Raw genomic sequence first — 16,897 nt, forward strand, 5'->3', positions numbered from 1 at the left:
GCTAGATAAATTCGTTTCAAGTACCTTTCGAGTAGATTTCAAGCTAGTGAAGCAGGCTCCCGATACTCCAGGTCGCACGTGGGTCTCGGGGCCCATTGCCTCGCCATTGCACAATGCCAGCATCGCGCATTGCTTGGAGCGCTCGACGCGCCGGTGGAGCAGAAAGTCCGAGTACCTCAGCCACTTCTCCTGTAGACATGGGGCGATCCGCTGTTTCCAGCACGGACAGTACTGCTTTGGAATGCCTCGGCAAGTTGCGCAGAAGGTCATTGTCTAACCGCTGTACCGCCTTGAGCGTCAAGATCACGCTTCCGCTCGTTTGCGTGTATACCGGATCAGCAAAACCTACCCGACGCATGCTTGCAAACATGCGTCGAATGCCTTCGCCCAGCTCCTGACCAATTCGAAGCTCTGCGGTTACTCGCGCGATCAAGGGGTTTCGCGCAAATCTTGCGATGGACTCGGGCCGTGTTGGGTCCACGAGTCCCGGAAACCTACCTGGGCTTGAAATCTCGATTCTGCCGGGGAAGATCTCAAACCGAATGTGGTCGCCAGCCATGCTGTATGACCGATGGACCACGGCGTTTACGAGTCCTTCAAGCCAGACATCGTGCGGAATCAAGTTCTCGTCTTCAAACCGGCCTGCCCCCGTAAGCCGCCGAACGGATGGCAGCAGTCCACCGATGACCTTTTGAGCCTCCTGGATTTGGCGGGGGAGTGGGCCATCGAACCGATGGTCGTCGATAAGCTGCTGCATTTGCCCCGGCAAACGCTGATCCTCGCCAAAGCGAAGGACACGGATGTGGGCGTTGGGGAAAAACTCCTGCGGGTTCGTACCGAAGAGCAGGATGGCGGCAGTCCGTGGATTACCGTCCTTGTCGATGAGGTTTCGAGCTTTCAGCGCGTCGAGGGGCGTTGAAGAGCCGATCGCACCTGCGTATTTGGCGACAAGCTCCATGTCGAGATCCTGCATAGTCGCCCTTGGCGGCACCGTGGCGTCGTACTGTTGCTCGCCCTTCGTGTATCGAAGCTCCAGGATGTCGTCTGCTTTCAGCTGCCGTGACTCGTCACCGACGCGCAAGAAGCACTCGCCCGATTTCAGATAGTGAACGCGCTCGCTTGGAAGCACGTTAAAGAGGTACACTTGCGCATTCTCATCTACGTCCAGGACCTCGATTCGCACCCGCACGGTCGGATCAGTGTGATCCAAGGTGGTTTGACGCAGGTCGTTGTCCTGGCGAGCGGAAGGCCGACCATCGAAGTTGCGGTCGGTAATGCCCACCGCAATGATGCCCCCTTCAGCATTAGCCATGCCGACGATCGTCTTGGCCAGGTCTTTTGGCTTAATCCGGAACGACTTTCGCTCGAACCACTGATCCTCGGCAATCGCCACAAGCTGTGTTGGGTCCTGGTGGAAATCTCGTTGCATGCTCACGGCTCAACATTCTACTCGAAATTATTTCGAGTAGAATGTTCTCCGCAGGTCAGGCTAGATAAATTCGTTTCAAGTACCTTTCGAGTAGCTTTCAAGTAGGTTTCGAGCGCCCCACTGCAGCCGCATGTTTCACGTGAAACGGCACTGCTCGCACCAGGAGTACGCAGATTCATCCTTGCGTCCCGCGGCAGATTAAAATCAGCCTCGAAAGAGAGGCCTACATGAAGAAGAAAATAGCCAGCATCGCCGCGGCGGCGATGATGTTCGTTGGGGCAGCGGCGACGCCCGCCGAGGCGCTCACGCTGCCTCCGGGGGCGACAACAGGGTCGTCGACAATCAGCGGTGCTTTTGGTGCGAACGCACCACGCGGGACGACGGTGAACCAAGGCGACCAGATCCGCACGCCCGTGCTTGCGAATCTAACCTGCACGCTGGGCTATGTGGACCGTCGTGCTGGTGTCGCGTACACCGCTGGTCACTGTGGGTTCGCAGGCGCGGCCGTCGCTAACACGCGCGGCCAGATCATTGGCTACTTCGAGGCCTCACACATGCTCGCAAGTGTCTACACCATCCCGGTGGCGTACGCCGCCGAGTTTATGCCCTCCCTGCGGCCACAGGTCTCCGCCGGGCCGACGGCGGATATTGCGCGCATCCGCTTCGTCCCCGGCGTCGTGGCAGGCGCGAACACGTTCAGCGGCGACCGCATCGTTCCGCTGAAGGAGGTGCGGCGTGGGGACAAGCTGTGTGCGGTGGGTTCGCAAAGCAGGCGTGTGTCCTGCGGATCGGTGGACAGGGTCAACGGCGATGCCACCTTCGCGTTTCACCGCGGGCTCATCCCCGGCGACTCCGGCGGTCCTTCCTGGATTCCCGGCAAGGGGTTTGTCGGGGTAACCAGCGGGACCTACGCCAATATGGCCGGTATGGAAGGTGCCCGTGAAGTGTTCGTGCACCCGCGCGCGGTCTAGCACTGCGACTGCCTCGTCATACGCACAAAAAGAACACCGCCCGTTCATCAAAACGGGCGGTGTTTTGCTATGCCGTAGGATTAGTTGGCTGCGGGGGAGGGGGTCTGCGTGGCGTCGTCAAGCTTTTGGCTCTTGATCTTGCCCTGCGCAAACTTGTTGATCACCATCGCGATGGCGCCGTCGCCGGTGACGTTGGCGGCGGTGCCGAAGGAATCGACGACGATGTAGGCGGCGATCATCAGCGAGACCATCGACTCGTCGAAGCCGAGGTTGGCCTGCAGCAGGCCGACGGCCGCCATGATCGCGCCGCCAGGCACGCCCGGCGCGGCGATCATCATGATGCCCAGCAGCAAGATGAAGCCGAGGATCTGGCCGGGGGTGACGTCGAGGCCGCCCATGAAGACGACGGCGAGCGCGTACAGGGTGATCTTCATCATCGAGCCGGAGAGGTGGATCGTCGCGCACAGCGGCACAATGAAGCCTGCGACGTCCTCGTCCACCTTGTTCTTCAGCGTAGAGCTGTAGGTGACCGGGATGGTGGCGGCCGAAGAGGAGGTGCCGAGTGCGGTGAAGTAGGCCGGCAGCATGTTCTTCAGCGCGACGAACGGGTTCCGGCCTGCGATGACGCCGGCGATGATGTACTGCAGGAGCACGATCAGGATCGTCATCACGATGGACAGGACCAGCACGGTACCGAACGCCGCCATGGTGGAGCCGAAGTTGTCGTTCATGCCCAGGTTGAGGAAGGTGCCGAAGATGAACACCGGCAGCAGCGGCACGACGAAGCTCTTGACCACCTTCATGATGACGCCGTTGAGCTCGTCGAGCACCTCGTGCATGGTGTTCGACTTCACCGACGTCATCGCGATGCCCACGACGAAGGCCAGCAGGAGGGCCGACATGACCTCGAAGGGGGCGGGCATTTCGACCTCGAAGTAGGGGCTCAGGCCGCCCGCGTCCGGGTCATCCACGTTGGTAATCAGCTCGGAGCCTGCCAGCAGCGAGGGGTAGAGCGCGGAGGCAGTGCCCCAGGCGATCAGGCCGGAGATGATGGTGGAGCCGTAGGCCACGCCTGCGGTGATGCCGAGCCACTTGCCCGCGCCGCGGCCGAGGCCGGCGATCGCGGGCGCGATGAGCGCGAAAATCAGCACGGGCACGAAGAAGCCCAGGAAGTTGGAGAACAGGCCGTTGAACGTGACAAAGACACGCGCGAGCCAGTCGGAGAAGAACAAGCTGCACAGGAAGCCGAGGATGATAGCCACGACGACCCAGAACAGCAGTGACTTCAAAACGTTCGATTTCATTGTTGGAACCTTTTGCGGTCACGGGACCGTGGACGGACCCGAAGATGTACAGGGAAAAGACAGGAAGCTACTCCCGTCCTGTGAATGTTATTGTCCCCTATCCTGGCCCGAAAAGGCGAACTTTAGGTGAATTTTTTTTACACGCGGCCCGTCGGTTGCCGCTATACTGCCATGCCCGCCCGCACTTTGCGCTGCCACCGTTCCGGTTTATCCTGGAGAGCATGTCCCCGTTTGCAACTATGACCACGCTGAACGTGGTGCTCGGCGTCCTGTTCATCATTGGCGCGCTCCTCTTCCTCGTCCCCGGTGCGCTCGCCACCGCAGGCAAGCTCCCCGGCAATAACATCATCGGCCTGCGCCTGCCGGAGGTGCGCAAGAACGAGAGCACGTGGGTCACCGCTCACCGCGTGGTCGGCCCCTTCGCGTTGCTCGCCGGCGTGGCAATGGCGATCGGTGCCGCTTTCGCCTTCATCGCGCAGGGTTGGGTGTGGATCGCGCCCGCCGTTGCGTTGATCGCAGCCATCGCCGCCTTCGCCGTCGGCGGTAACTACGGCACCAACGCCGCCAAGCTTGCCGACGCCGCGTTGAACCAGCCCGACGAGCCCGCCGAACCCGAGCCCGCCCCGGAGGTCAACCTCGATGCGCTGCGCCGCGCCGCCGGCAAGGCGGACGGGGAGGCGTAACCGGCGGTCCTGCATCACCCGGGATGTTTCACGTGAAACATCCCGGGTTTTGCATGCGCGGGCGAATTACTTTCACATCATGAGAAAAAGGTGTCCATTTTCTTGCGGGTGTGCGCCAAGGGAGATAGGTTATTGGGTGTGACTTACATGACTTCAACCAACTGGTGGTGGCGCGCTAAGACGGCGTGCCACCGATTGTAGGTATCCACACATCACGGCCCGCCGGCTTGTACACACTCAAGCACCGCGGGTCTTTGCTCCCAGTACCCTCGGTGTCAGCACACACGAAGGACGACAATGAGCAACCCCCCGCAACAGTTCGCACCGGAGAGACCACCCCGGTTTACGCACAAGGCTGTTCGCTACCACGAGGACGCCGCGAGCCTGTTCGCCCACCTCGGCGGCACCACCGCGGACGATTCCGTACTCCTCGAGTCTGCGGACATTACGACCCGCTCCGGTCTCCAATCCCTGGCCGTGCTCCGCGCCTCCCTGCGCGTGACCTGCTACGGGCAGCGCGTGATCGTCGAGCCGCTCACCGCTTCTGGGCAGGTGCTTGCCGACGGCCTGCGCACGCAGCTGAGCGACTACGCCGCCGGAGACAACACCTATGAGTTTCCGCCGTCGGCCGCCGCGGACGAGCGCGAGCGGCTCACCGCAACCTCCACCGTCGAGGTGCTGCGCGCGCTGACCACGAGTGCCGGCTACGGCAACGAGGACTTTCCGCTGCTGGCTGGCGGCTTCGCCTACGACTTCTTGGAGACCTTCGAGGAACTCCCGGAAGTCACGGACGGGGCAAACACCTACCCGGACTACCAGTACGTGCTGGCCGAAGTCCTACTACGCATCGATCATAAGGAGCAGACCGCGTATCTCGCGGGCGTGGACGCGGCAGGCGAGGGCATCGACTTGGACGAGCTCGCCGCGCACATCGAGTCCGCCGAGCCGGGAGCTGATCACGCTTACCAACCGACGGAACCTGCATCCGACACCCTGCGCGTGCGCGCCGACATCCCCGACGCCCAGTTCTGCGCGGACGTGGACAAGCTCAAAGACAACATCTACAACGGCGACATCTACCAGGTGGTGCCCGCCCGCTCCTTCGTCACCGAGTGCGTGGACGCCTTCGCCGCATACCTCAAGCTGCGCGAGACCAATCCCTCCCCGTACATGTTCTACTTACGAGGCATGGACAAGCACGGCAAGCCGTACCAACTCTTCGGTGCCTCGCCGGAGTCCAACCTAAAGTTCTCGCACACCGATAGGGAAGTGCAGCTGTACCCGATCGCGGGCACCCGCCCCCGCGGATTGGCCGCAGACGGATCCATCGACCACGAGCTGGATACCCGCATGGAGCTGCAGCTGCGTACGGATGCAAAAGAGGTCGCGGAGCACACCATGCTGGTGGACCTGGCGCGCAACGATGTCGCCCGCGTGGCCACCCCGGGCACCCGCAAGGTGGTGGACCTGCTGCAGGTGGACCGGTACTCCCGCGTCATGCACCTGGTCTCGCGGGTCACGGCCGAGCTTGCAGAGGACCTGGACGCGCTCGACGCCTACCGGGCGTGCATGAACATGGGCACGCTCACTGGTGCACCGAAGCTGCGCGCCACTGAGCTGCTGCGCGAGCTGGAGGGCACGCGCCGCGGCTCCTACGGCGGCGCAGTCGGCTACCTGCAGGGCAACGGCGATATGGATAACTGCATTGTCATCCGCTCCGCCTTCGTCTCCGGCACCACGGCGGTGGTGCAGGCAGGTGCCGGGGTGGTGCGCGATTCCAACCCGCAATCGGAGGCCGACGAAACGCTGCACAAGGCCTACGCGGTGCTCAACGCGATCGCGCTCGCGGCCAACGCTGAATTGGAGGTGGAGAAGTGATTGTTCTTCTAGATAACCAGGATTCCTTCGTGTACAACCTGGTCGACGCGCTCGCTGAGTACGACTCAACGGTCTTCCGCAATACCGTGAGCGCGGACACTGTGCTCGCTGCTGAGCCGGACTTAATAGTGCTCTCGCCGGGCCCCGGTTATCCCACCGAGGCCGGCTGTATGGCCGAGCTCATCGAGCGTGCGCAAGGCAAGATCCCCATGCTCGGCATCTGCCTGGGATACCAGGCGCTGGTGGAGCACTTCGGGGGAGCGGTGCGGCCGTGTGGGCCGGTGCACGGGGCATCGATAAGCATGGAGCTCACCGCCGCCGGACAAGACTCGCCGCTGTTTACGGGCATGACCGTGGACGACATCCCCGGCCAGCCCGGCAAGCTCGTGCCGGTTGCGCGCTACCACTCGCTCGGCGCGACCGAGGTGCCCGCCGGGATGCACGCGCTGGCGTTCACGGACACCGATATTGGCGACGTGGTCATGGCCGCGGCTACCGACGACGGCATGTCCATTGGCCTGCAGTTTCACCCAGAATCAATCCTTACCCCCGCCGGGCCGACCATGTTGCGGCGCAGCGTGGACATGTTGATGAAGAAAGGTACAAAGTAAATGGCATCGGATAAATCTCTCGAGATTCTCAAGCGCTTCCTGGACAACCACGAGCCGACGCTGGAGGAGGCCATCGAGGCCTTTACCCCGCTGACCGTGGGCGATTACGACGACGTGCACATCGCCGCGCTGCTGGCCACCATCCGCACCCGCGGCGAGACTTTTGCCGACGTCGCGGGTGCCGCGCGCGCCTTCCTCGCCGCGGGCCGGCCGTTCCCCGTGACGGGGGAGGGGCTGATGGACACCGCAGGTACCGGCGGCGACGGCGCGAACACCATCAATATCACCACGGCCGCCTCGCTGGTGGCGGCCGCTGGCGGGGTGAAGATGGTCAAGTGCGGCAACCGCTCGGTGTCTTCCAAGTCCGGATCGGCCGACGTGCTCGAGGCGCTGAATATCCCCCTTGACCTGGACCCGGAGCGCGCGGTGCGGCAGTTCGAGTCCTCCAACTTCACCTTCCTCTTCGCGCCCGCCTACAACCCGGCGATCGCGCACGTGCAGCCGGTGCGCAAGGCGCTCGGGGTCTCCACGCTGTTTAACACGATGGGCCCGCTGCTCTCGCCGGCGCGCCCCGAGTTCCAGATCATGGGCATTGCCAACCCAGCGCAGGGCCAGCTCATCGCGGAAACCATGCGCGAGCTGGGCCGCGGCCGTGCGCTCGTAGTGCACGGCGCGGGCACCGACGAGCTCGCCGTCCACGGCGAGTCCCAGATCTGGGAGCTGGACCGCGAGGGCAACATCACCCACTACACGGTCACCCCGGAGGAGCTGGGCATTTCCCGCCACTCGCTCGAGGACCTGCGCGGCGGCGACGGCGAGGAGAACGCCGCGGCGATGCGCGCCACCTTCGCTGGCGAAGGCCCGCAGGCGCACCGCGATGCGGTCGCCGCCACCGCCGGCGCCATGTTCTACCTCTACGGCACGACCAACACCATCGCCGAGGGCGTCAGGCGCGCGCGGGCTTTGCTTGACGACGGCACCGTGCAGGCTTGGTTGGCGCGCCACGAGGAGGCTGACTACAGTGCCTAAGCATTCCGCCCTGCCCACCGTGCTGGAGGGGATCGTCGAGGGACGTAACGGTCACCTTGACGAAATTCGCCAACGCGTTGCACACGTCAATTTCGACACGTTACCTAAATCAGAACGCTCGCTCTACGACAACCTCAAGGCCCCGGGCACGAGCTTCATCATGGAGTGCAAGTCCTCCTCACCCTCCCTCGGGTTGATTCGCGCGCATTACGAGCCGGGCACCATCGCGTCGGTCTACTCCCGCTACGCCGCGGGCATCTCGGTGCTGTGCGAGCCCGACCGCTTCGGCGGCGACTACGACCACCTCGCCACCGTCGCCTCCACCACGCACCTGCCAGTGCTGTGCAAGGACTTCATCGTCGACGAGGTCCAGGTCTACGCCGCACGCTACTACGGTGCCGACGCCATCCTGCTCATGCTTTCCGTGCTCAACGACGAGGAGTACACGCACCTCTCCGACCTCGCGGAATCGCTCGGGATGGACGTGCTCACCGAGGTCATCGACGAGGATGAGGCGAAGCGCGCCGCAACACTCGGCGCGAAGATTTTCGGCGTCAATCACCGCAACCTCCACGACCTGAGTATCGATCTGACCCGCTCGGCCCGGCTTGCGAAGCTCGCCCCCGCCGACGCCGTCGTGGTCTCCGAGTCCGGGATCCGCGACGTTGAGACGGTGCGCCAACTCGGCGCACACTCGGACGGCTTCCTCGTCGGCTCGCAGCTGACCAGCCAGCCGGACATCGATCTCGCCGCGCGCGAGCTGGTCTACGGCCCGAACAAGGTCTGCGGGCTCACTTCCTTCTCCGCAGCGCAAGCGGCCAAGGCAGCGGGCGCGGTTTACGGCGGCCTCATCTTCGAAGAAGCGAGCCCCCGCAATGTTTCACGTGAAACATCGGCCGACATCATCGCCCACGAGCCCGGCCTGAAATACGTCGCGGTCTCGCGTCGCACCTCCAACTTCGCCGCGCTCGTCCAGCCCGGCATTCACGCCGTGCAGGTGCACGCACCCTACCAGGGATCGCTGGAGGCGGAGCTCGACCTCGTCGGCCGCGTGCGCGAGGATGTCGGCACCGACGCCCAGGTGTGGCGTGCCGTCTCCATGAGCGCCGCGGTTGGGGGAGCGGTGGCGGAGGGGCTGCACGCGAGCGTCGATAAGCTTGTGCTCGACGCCCACGCCGGCGGCTCGGGCGAGACCTTCGACTGGGCCGACATCCCGGAGGAGGTCAAGCCGAAAACGCTGCTCGCGGGGGGACTTAGCCCCGACAACCTCGAGGGCGCGCTGCGCGTCGGCTGCGCTGGCCTCGACCTCAACTCCGGCGTGGAGTACCCCGCTGGGGCGGGCGCGTGGGCCGGGCGCAAGGACGCCGGGGCGCTGCGCCGCGCATTCGACATCATTGGCAACTACCACTACCCAAGGACGAACAATGAGTGACAACACCCACGGCGGCAGCACCATCCTGCCCGCCTACTACGGAGAATTCGGCGGGCAATTCGTCGCGGAGTCGCTACTGCCCGCCCTCGACCAGCTGGAGCGCGCGTTTGTCGACGCCTTCGAGGACGAGGAGTTCATGACCGAGTACCGCAGCCTCCTGCGCGATTATCTCGGCCGCCCCACACCGCTCACCGAGTGCCGGAACCTGCCGCTTGATAGCGCCAACGCGCGCATCTTCCTCAAACGCGAGGACCTCGTCCACGGCGGCGCCCACAAGACGAACCAGGTCATCGGCCAGGCGCTGCTGGCAAAGAAGATGGGCAAGACCCGCATCATCGCCGAGACCGGCGCGGGACAGCACGGCACAGCCACAGCGCTCGCCTGCGCGCTGCTAGACCTCGAGTGCGTGATCTACATGGGCAAGGTCGACATGACGCGTCAGGAGCCGAACGTCTACCGCATGCGGCTGATGGGCGCGGAAGTCATCGGCGTGGACTCCGGCGCGGGCACGCTGAAAGACGCGGTGAACGAGGCGCTACGCGACTGGACTGCCACTTTCCACACCTCCCACTACCTGCTCGGCACCGCCGCCGGCCCCCACCCGTTCCCGAAGATCGTGAAGGAATTCCACCGGGTCATCTCGACGGAGGCGAAGCAGCAGATGCTGGAGCGCACCGGCGCGCTGCCCGATGTGGTGTGCGCGTGCGTCGGCGGCGGCTCCAACGCGATCGGCATGTTCGCCGACTTTATTGACGAGGACGGCGTCGAACTTATCGGTGCCGAGCCCGGGGGAGAGGGCTTCGGTGTGGGCAAGCACGGCGCGGCGATCAACGCGGGCACCGTCGGGATCCTGCACGGCACTCGCTCGTACCTCATGCGCAACCCGGACGGGCAGGTGGAAGAGTCCTATTCCATCTCCGCCGGGCTGGACTACCCGGCCGTCGGTCCGGAGCACGCGCACCTGGCCAAGTCCGGCCGCGCCTCTTACGTGGCAGTCACTGATGAGGAGGCTCTGCGCGCCTTCCAGCTCCTGTCTCGCTACGAGGGCATCATCCCCGCACTCGAGTCCTCGCACGCGCTGGCGTATGCGCTCAAGCGTGCGGCCGAGCACCCCAAGGACGCCGAGCCATTGCGCATCCTGGTGTCGCTCTCCGGTCGCGGCGACAAGGACGTCGCCCACGTGCGGGCCACGCTCGACGAACACCCCGACTGGGTCATCGAGCGCAGCCACGCAGCCCCCACCAACAATAAGGAGACGAACTAGCATGAGCGCCCCCAAATCCTCACGCTACGAGAAGGCCTTCGCCGCGCTTGCGGAGAAAGGCGAGGGCGCGTTCGTGCCCTTCATCATGCTGTCGGACCCCAGCCCAGAGGTCGCGCTGGAGATCATCGACACGGTTGTGAAGGCTGGCGCCGACGCGCTCGAGCTCGGCGTGCCTTTCTCGGATCCGGTTGCCGACGGCCCCGCGATCCAGGCCGCGCACGTCCGCGCGCTCGACGGTGGCGCGACCGTCGACCAGGCGCTCGAGCAGGTCCGCACGATCCGCAAGCGCTACCCGGACCTGCCGATCGGCATGCTGATCTACGCGAACGTGGCCTACGTGCGTGGTCTCGACGAGTTCTACGCCGCCTTCCACGACGCCGGCGCAGACAGCGTGCTGCTTCCCGACGTCCCGGTGCGCGAGTCCGCTCCGTTCAGCGCGGCCGCGGTCGAGGCCGGCATCGACCCGATCTACATCGCCCCGGCCAAGGCCTCGCCGACAACGCTCGAGGGAGTGGCGGCGCAATCCCGCGGCTACATTTACGCCATCTCGCGCGACGGTGTCACGGGTGCGGACAAGGCGGCGTCGGTAGACGGGCTCCGCGAGGTCGTGGACAACGTACGCTCCTACGGCGGCGCTCCAGTGCTGCTTGGCTTCGGTATTTCCACCCCGCAACACGTGGCCGACGCGATCGCGGCTGGTGCCACCGGAGCGATCACGGGCTCGGCAATTGCCAACATCATTGCCAAGTACACGGAGCACACGCATCCCAACCCCGCGTGCATCACCGATATGGAGGCGCTGAAAGCGGAGCTGGGCTCCTACGTTCGGTCGATGAAACAGGCTACGATCAAGGCATGACTTGTTCACGACGCCTATTCCTCCTCGGTACCGCCACGACCTTCGCCGGTGCCTTCCTCGCTGCCTGCGGCGAGCCGCCCAGCGAGGAGGTGGCCAAGACCGCCGTGCCCGTCGGTAGCGCGGTGATTTTGGACCGCTTCATCATCGCCCAGCCGAACCCCGGTGAGTACGTCGCTTACTCAGCGGTTTGCCCGCACCAGCAGCAGAAGATCACCGTGGTCGACGGCGAGAACGTCCGCTGCACGGCGCACGGCTCGGTGTTCAATACCGCGAGCGGTGAGGTCGTCTCCGGCCCTTCGCTCAACCCGCTGACTACCGCCGCGCTGGAGGAGACCGGCGACCAGCTCGTCGTGTCCAACCCGGAGGGCTAACACGCGCGAGCTCACACTCCAAAGAAGAAGCCCCAACAATGCAACACCGTTGGGGCTTTTTGCTTGCGCATCTACGCGCGCAGCCGCACGATCACCTACGCGCGCCGCTGCACACCCTTCCACCCGCGGAAGTAGGACTCCGGCCACGGCAGCTCGTCTTCGGTCGCGCCGAGTTCCTCGAGCGCGTCGATCGCCCACTCGGCGTTGCGCAGCGCGGCCCGGCCGATCAGGACCGCGTCGGCCGCACCCGAGTCAAGCACTTCCTGGGCCTGGGTGGCAGAGAGGAGCAAACCGACGGCGGCGGTGGGCAGCCCGCCGGCCTCACGCACGCGGCGAGCGAAGTCGACCTGGTAACCGAGACCGACGGGGATGTCGGCGCTGACGTTGCCTCCGGTGGAAACGTCGATGAGATCCACGCCCGCCTCGCGAAGCAGGGGAGCCAGCCGCTCGGAGTCCTCGGTACGCCAGCCTTCAGGCTCGACCCAGTCGGTGGCCGAGAGGCGAACCAGAAGCGGCATGCCTTCGGGGATTGCGGCGCGGACGGCCTCGACCACCTCGAGCAGCAAGCGCGTACGGCCTGCAAAGTCGCCACCGTACTCGTCCTCGCGCTGGTTGGACATGGGGGAGAGGAACTGGTGGAGGAGGTAGCCGTGCGCACCATGGATCTCCACACAGTCGAACCCGGCGTCGACCGCGTCCCGCGCGGCGTCGGCAAACTGCCCCGGCACAGCGCGCACCTCTTCGAGCGTCATGGCGCGCGGTGCGGCCTGACGGTCAGCGGCGATGGCACTCGGGCCGACGGTTTCCCAGCCGCCCACCGCGACGGGGATCGTGCCGCGCCCCGAATTGTCAGGCAGCATCGGGTAGGTCGAGGCTTTGCGCCCCGCGTGGTTCAGTTGGATGCCCATCGCCGCGCCCATCTGGTGCGCAAACTCCACGATCGGTGCCCACCCGCGAGCGTGCTCCGCACTCCAGATCCCGGTGCAGAACGGGGAGATCCGACCCTCAGGCACAACGCCAGACGCTTCGGCGATAATCAGGCCGAAGCCGCCGGCGGCCCGCGCTCCATAGTGTACCGCGTGCCACATCCCGGGCATCCCGTCGCGATTGCGCGCCTGATATTGGCACATCGGCGGCAGCCAGATGCGGTTGCGGATCTTGAGGTCTCTCAGTTGGATTTGCTCGCCTAAGTTCATGCCAACCAGCCTAGACTGCAACCATGCCTTCTTTCCTGAAACGATTAGATCCGCTGGTTGCGGGCATCATCGTCGCAGCAATACTCGCCTTCATCGTCCCCGCCCGCGGCAGCTTCGCCGACGGCTTCGCGGTGGCGGTCAAGCTCGCGATCGCCTTGCTCTTCTTCCTCTACGGCGCGCGCCTGTCCACCCGCGAAGCATTGCACGGCCTGACCCACTGGCGCCTGCATGCCTCGATCCTCTGTTGCACCTTCCTGATCTACCCGCTGATCGGCCTCGCCCTGCGCCCGCTCACCGCCGTCATCTCGACGGAGCTCTACCAGGGCATCCTGTACATGACGCTCGTGCCGTCGACGGTCCAATCCTCGGTCGCGCTCACGGGCATCGCGCGCGGCAACATCAGCGGCGCGGTCGTCGCGGCGAGCCTCTCCTCGCTCGTGGGGGTCGTCGCCACCCCGGTGCTCGTCATGTTGCTCATGGGTTCAGGGGAGGGCTTGCTTATCGACGCCTCCGTGTTCCTCAACATCGCCATCCAACTCCTCCTGCCTTTCCTCTTGGGACAGATCGCGCACAACCTCTCGGCCCGCGCCCGCGTGGTGGCCAAGTCCAAGGCGACGAAGATTGTGGACCGCGGTTCGATCTGGATGGTGGTCTACTCCGCCTTCTCCACGGGCGTCGTTGCCGGCGTGTGGGAGGAGCTGCCGCTGTGGGAGATCCTCTTCCTCATCGTCTTCTCCGCTGCGCTCGTTCTCGTGATGCTCTGGTTGACGCGCGTGGTGCCGAGCACGCTTGGGTTCAACCGCGCGGACACGGTGGCGATCCAGCAGTGCGGCACACAGAAGTCGCTTGCGACCGGTTTGCCGATGGCGTCGGTCATGTTCGGTGGCGCGACGCTCGGTGCGCTCATCATTCCGTTGATGGTCTACCACATGGTGCAGCTCATGGTCTGCTCTACGTACGTCTCGCGCTACGCTGGTGAAGATTACAGCGACGCAAAGTAAGAAGGAGACGTTTCACGTGAAACATTACGTGCGCATCCACTACCAGGTGCCGGAGCTCGGCGGGGAGCTCCTCAACATCGCGGAGTTGGAAGAAATCAATAGCGAACGCTGCACGATGGTCCGCATGATTGAGCTAGACCCAGAGGAGACGATTACGGGCGTGTTTGTCGACGGCCGCGTGATCGGCCAGGCGAACGAACCAATGCCCGCCGTGCCGCACCCGGACTCTTACGACGCCATCGAAGGCATTACTGCCGTGAAACTCACTCGCATGGAGTTTGAGGGCCTGTGGGGAGAAGCGAAGGTCAAGTTCCCCGAGATCGGGTAGCGGCCAGCAATGACAAGACTGAGGGCCCCTGCGAGGAAATCTCGCAGGGGCCCTCAGTGCGTCTTGCCGTAATTCTTCGGCCCTTTAGGCTTAGGGCGCTATGCGGGTCCTAAGCGCGGATGAAGGACTTAGAACGGGAGCTTGATGTTGCCCAGGCCCGGGATTGCGCCGCCGCCAGCAACGACAGCGAGGATGCCGAGCACGAGAGCGCCGATGCCGGTGCCGAGCAGAATGTTCGCGGTCTTGCCCGGCTCCCAGCCGTTGGAAGCGTCGCTCTTGATGGAGGACAGCAGTGCGGAGCTGACGTCCTCGTCCTCCTTGCCCTCCTTCGGCTTGGCGAGGCCGGTGGCCTTGCCCTTGTTCTCCTTGTAGTACTTCTGCGCATCCTCGTCAGAGATGTCGGAGGAGCTGACCTTCTTGCCGTCCTGCTTGTCGCCCTGCTTGCCGTCCTTAGAGGAGCTGCCCTGGTTGTCCTGGGAGCTAGCGTTGGTGTCGTCCTTGCCCGGGTCCTTGGCGTCCTCTGCATAAGCCGGAACGACGGCGAGGGACAGGGCGGTTGCGGCTGCGATTGCAGCGGTAGCGGTGCGCTTCATGAGGGAATCCTCTCTAATTGGGTTCGAGATACCGTATTGCACCTCGAGTGGGTTCAAACCTAAAGCCGAAGACTTAAGGCCTGCAAGCTTTTGCCTGCCTAGCGGTTGGCAACTGCTTACTATTCACCACATCGAAGTGTATGGGCGATACGTTACGCAGATGGGGTACTTTCTTCTACGTGTTTTGGGTCACAGATTGATAACGGATCCAGAGAGGCCTGTTCAACGCAAAATCCCCACCCTTCGCAGAAGCGAAAAGTGGGGAAGTTTCGAAATAGCGCGATGCCCTAGAACGGCAGGTTCGGCACGTTCGGCAGCAAGCCAGCCTGGTTTGCAACGAAGCCGACTGCGCCGATGCCAGCAGCAGCGACGGCGATCCAGGTCAGGATCCAGCCTGCCTGCGACGCCTTGTACGCCTGATCCGCGCTGGAGCCGTGATCGATGGAACCAACCATCATGTCCTTGGCACCATCGGTCTGCGGCGCGGCACCGTAACCGTCTTCTTCAAGCTTCTTATCAAGCTTGCGCTTTTCAACGCCCTTTCGGGCGCCTTCCTCGGCGCCCTCGAGCGTGTCCTCCACGAAATCCTTCGTCCCTTGAGCTGCGTCGCGCACGCCGTCGATCAACTCGGACTCTTGAGCTTTTTCGCGAACACCGTCGAAAAAGTCGTTGGTCCCCTCCGCCGCCTGCGCGGGCGCTGCAGCGAGTGAGAGGGCGGTCACGCCGGCGAGACCGGCGGCAAGAATGCGCTTCATGTTGTCTCCTTCGGTACTTGTGAAGCTCGATTGACACGTGCCTACCTTGTGGGCAGTGGTGCCAGAGTAGCGCTACTTTTTAGTATTTTCCACCCGCGGCCGCCATATATACCAAAGTTCCAGGCCAGCAGCCGCTTAGAACACTAAGTTCACCAAGGTCATGTACGCGAGGGTGCCGGTGAAGATGGAGAGGCCGGGGGAGCGTCGCCAAGCGTGAAGCCCGAGCGTCAGCGCGCTCGCGATGAGCGCGGCCGCAGCGCCACCGGGGGACTCGACCGCTCCGCCGATGGTATAGACCACGAGCACGGTCATCACGCCGACCGGCATGTAGACACCGAGAAACTCGATAAACGGGCTTCCCTTCAGCAGTTTGAGGAAGGAGAAGGGTAGGGCCCTTAACGCCACTGTGACGATACACACTGGGATGAGTACCGCCCACACCATCGCGGGGGTTACGCCTGCGGGCAGTCCCATTAACGCAACCTCCACATCAGTTTTGTATCCAGTGCCGGCACCCAGTAGCGCACGAGCAGCAGGAGGAAGTAGGCGATGAGTGCGACCATGAGCATGGATGAGGGAGCCAGGACCAAGGCGAGCACGCCCATGCCCGCAGCGATCACGACCGCTCCGAGGTCGCGCGAGGACTTGAAGGCCTCGTAGGCCAAGACGATAAAGAGGGCGTTGAGCGCGAACTCCATGCCCTGCACCGACGAAGGAATGATCTGCCCGGCGAGCGCGCCGATGATGCCCGGGACGACCCAGAGCAGCTGACACACCACCTGGATGGTCAAAAGCCGGGTGCCGGTCACTGGTGTGTTGGGGCCGCGGGCGGAGACGATGGCGTAGGTTTCGTCGGTAAGCGCGTACGCCGAATAGCGGCGGCCCCACCAGGAGCGGATGCGATGGCGCGGGTAGGTGAGCCCGTAAAAGATGTGGCGGAAGTTCACCATGAAGCCGGTGATCGCCGCGGAGAGCGGCCCGATCCCGGAGGCGACCATGTTGATAGCCAGGAACTCCATGGATCCGGCGTAGATCACAAGAGAGAAGATCGGCGTCCACCACCAGGCGTACCCGGCCTGTGTCATGAGCAGTCCGAAAGCGAGGCCAAGCGGGATTAGCCCGAGACCGACCAGCCACGTCTCCTTGATGCCGCCGCGAATTTCCTCCAATGTTTCACGTGAAACAGTCACGCT

Annotated in this window: 18 protein-coding genes; 11 read left to right on the top strand and 7 right to left on the bottom strand. The window is 64.0% G+C overall.

Annotation, left to right across the window (positions count from 1 at the left end):
* Window positions 1-43: 43 nt before the first annotated feature.
* A complete protein-coding gene (locus tag CIMIT_RS11750) occupies window positions 44-1,429 on the bottom strand; it encodes an RNA-binding domain-containing protein (protein WP_197697023.1) in 1,386 nt (461 codons plus the stop codon).
* 227 nt (window positions 1,430-1,656) lie between these two features.
* On the opposite strand from CIMIT_RS11750, the gene CIMIT_RS11755 reads away from it, so the two are divergent.
* On the top strand, window positions 1,657-2,400 hold the full coding sequence (locus tag CIMIT_RS11755) for a chymotrypsin family serine protease (protein WP_038593395.1): 744 nt from the start codon (window positions 1,657-1,659) through the stop codon (window positions 2,398-2,400).
* Window positions 2,401-2,480: 80 nt separating this feature from the next.
* On the opposite strand, the gene CIMIT_RS11760 is transcribed toward CIMIT_RS11755, so the two are convergent.
* A complete protein-coding gene (locus CIMIT_RS11760) occupies window positions 2,481-3,704 on the bottom strand; it encodes a dicarboxylate/amino acid:cation symporter (RefSeq protein ID WP_038593398.1) in 1,224 nt (407 codons plus the stop codon).
* 221 nt (window positions 3,705-3,925) lie between these two features.
* Here CIMIT_RS11760 and CIMIT_RS11765 point away from each other — a divergent pair, with 221 nt between their 5' ends.
* The 8 genes from CIMIT_RS11765 to CIMIT_RS11800 all read left to right on the top strand — a co-directional run bounded on the left by CIMIT_RS11765 (window position 3,926) and on the right by CIMIT_RS11800 (window position 11,831).
* Window positions 3,926-4,387 (top strand): SdpI family protein, encoded by a 462-nt coding sequence (locus CIMIT_RS11765; protein WP_231910310.1) that lies wholly within the window; start codon window positions 3,926-3,928, stop codon window positions 4,385-4,387.
* A gap of 297 nt (window positions 4,388-4,684) precedes the next feature.
* Window positions 4,685-6,265 (top strand): anthranilate synthase component 1, encoded by a 1,581-nt coding sequence (locus tag CIMIT_RS11770; protein ID WP_051904992.1) that lies wholly within the window; start codon window positions 4,685-4,687, stop codon window positions 6,263-6,265.
* Window positions 6,262-6,876 (top strand): glutamine amidotransferase-related protein, encoded by a 615-nt coding sequence (locus tag CIMIT_RS11775; protein ID WP_038593404.1) that lies wholly within the window; start codon window positions 6,262-6,264, stop codon window positions 6,874-6,876. The genes CIMIT_RS11770 and CIMIT_RS11775 overlap by 4 nt, the downstream gene beginning before the upstream one ends.
* The gene (trpD, locus tag CIMIT_RS11780; RefSeq protein ID WP_038593407.1) at window positions 6,877-7,905 is read left to right on the top strand and encodes an anthranilate phosphoribosyltransferase; all 1,029 of its coding nucleotides are present in this window, start codon (window positions 6,877-6,879) and stop codon (window positions 7,903-7,905) included.
* Window positions 7,898-9,337: a bifunctional indole-3-glycerol-phosphate synthase TrpC/phosphoribosylanthranilate isomerase TrpF gene (gene trpCF / locus CIMIT_RS11785; protein WP_038593411.1), complete on the top strand. Its 1,440-nt coding sequence runs from the start codon at window positions 7,898-7,900 to the stop codon at window positions 9,335-9,337. The genes trpD and trpCF overlap by 8 nt, the downstream gene beginning before the upstream one ends.
* Window positions 9,330-10,601 carry a tryptophan synthase subunit beta gene (trpB, locus tag CIMIT_RS11790; protein WP_038593414.1) on the top strand — a complete coding sequence of 424 codons (1,272 nt, stop codon included), beginning with the start codon at window positions 9,330-9,332 and terminating at the stop codon, window positions 10,599-10,601. Before trpCF ends, trpB begins: the two co-directional genes overlap by 8 nt.
* 1 nt (window position 10,602) lies before the next feature.
* A complete protein-coding gene (gene trpA / locus CIMIT_RS11795) occupies window positions 10,603-11,460 on the top strand; it encodes a tryptophan synthase subunit alpha (protein ID WP_038593417.1) in 858 nt (285 codons plus the stop codon).
* On the top strand, window positions 11,457-11,831 hold the full coding sequence (locus CIMIT_RS11800) for a Rieske (2Fe-2S) protein (RefSeq protein ID WP_038593420.1): 375 nt from the start codon (window positions 11,457-11,459) through the stop codon (window positions 11,829-11,831). The genes trpA and CIMIT_RS11800 overlap by 4 nt, the downstream gene beginning before the upstream one ends.
* A gap of 95 nt (window positions 11,832-11,926) precedes the next feature.
* Here the strand turns inward: CIMIT_RS11800 and CIMIT_RS11805 are convergent, their stop codons facing one another.
* Window positions 11,927-13,027 (bottom strand): NADH:flavin oxidoreductase/NADH oxidase, encoded by a 1,101-nt coding sequence (locus CIMIT_RS11805; protein WP_038593423.1) that lies wholly within the window; start codon window positions 13,025-13,027, stop codon window positions 11,927-11,929.
* Between the two features lie 23 nt (window positions 13,028-13,050).
* Between CIMIT_RS11805 and CIMIT_RS11810 the strand changes: the two genes are divergently transcribed.
* Entirely contained in the window at window positions 13,051-14,028 is a 978-nt protein-coding gene (locus CIMIT_RS11810) for a bile acid:sodium symporter family protein (protein WP_038593425.1), read from the top strand.
* Between the two features lie 16 nt (window positions 14,029-14,044).
* Window positions 14,045-14,356, top strand: coding sequence for a hypothetical protein (locus tag CIMIT_RS11815; protein ID WP_038593428.1), 312 nt, complete (start codon window positions 14,045-14,047; stop codon window positions 14,354-14,356).
* A 128-nt stretch (window positions 14,357-14,484) separates the two neighbouring features.
* Here the strand turns inward: CIMIT_RS11815 and CIMIT_RS11820 are convergent, their stop codons facing one another.
* The 4 genes from CIMIT_RS11820 to CIMIT_RS11835 all read right to left on the bottom strand — a co-directional run bounded on the left by CIMIT_RS11820 (window position 14,485) and on the right by CIMIT_RS11835 (window position 16,894).
* A complete protein-coding gene (locus CIMIT_RS11820) occupies window positions 14,485-14,949 on the bottom strand; it encodes a hypothetical protein (RefSeq protein ID WP_038593431.1) in 465 nt (154 codons plus the stop codon).
* A 287-nt stretch (window positions 14,950-15,236) separates the two neighbouring features.
* The gene (locus CIMIT_RS11825) at window positions 15,237-15,704 is read right to left on the bottom strand and encodes a hypothetical protein (protein WP_038593434.1); all 468 of its coding nucleotides are present in this window, start codon (window positions 15,702-15,704) and stop codon (window positions 15,237-15,239) included.
* Window positions 15,705-15,839: 135 nt separating this feature from the next.
* Window positions 15,840-16,178 (bottom strand): branched-chain amino acid transporter permease, encoded by a 339-nt coding sequence (locus CIMIT_RS11830; protein ID WP_038593449.1) that lies wholly within the window; start codon window positions 16,176-16,178, stop codon window positions 15,840-15,842.
* Window positions 16,178-16,894 (bottom strand): AzlC family ABC transporter permease, encoded by a 717-nt coding sequence (locus CIMIT_RS11835; protein ID WP_038594870.1) that lies wholly within the window; start codon window positions 16,892-16,894, stop codon window positions 16,178-16,180. Before CIMIT_RS11835 ends, CIMIT_RS11830 begins: the two co-directional genes overlap by 1 nt.
* Between the last annotated feature and the right edge of the window lie 3 nt (window positions 16,895-16,897).

Source organism: Corynebacterium imitans (assembly GCF_000739455.1).
Taxonomy (GTDB): domain Bacteria; phylum Actinomycetota; class Actinomycetes; order Mycobacteriales; family Mycobacteriaceae; genus Corynebacterium; species Corynebacterium imitans.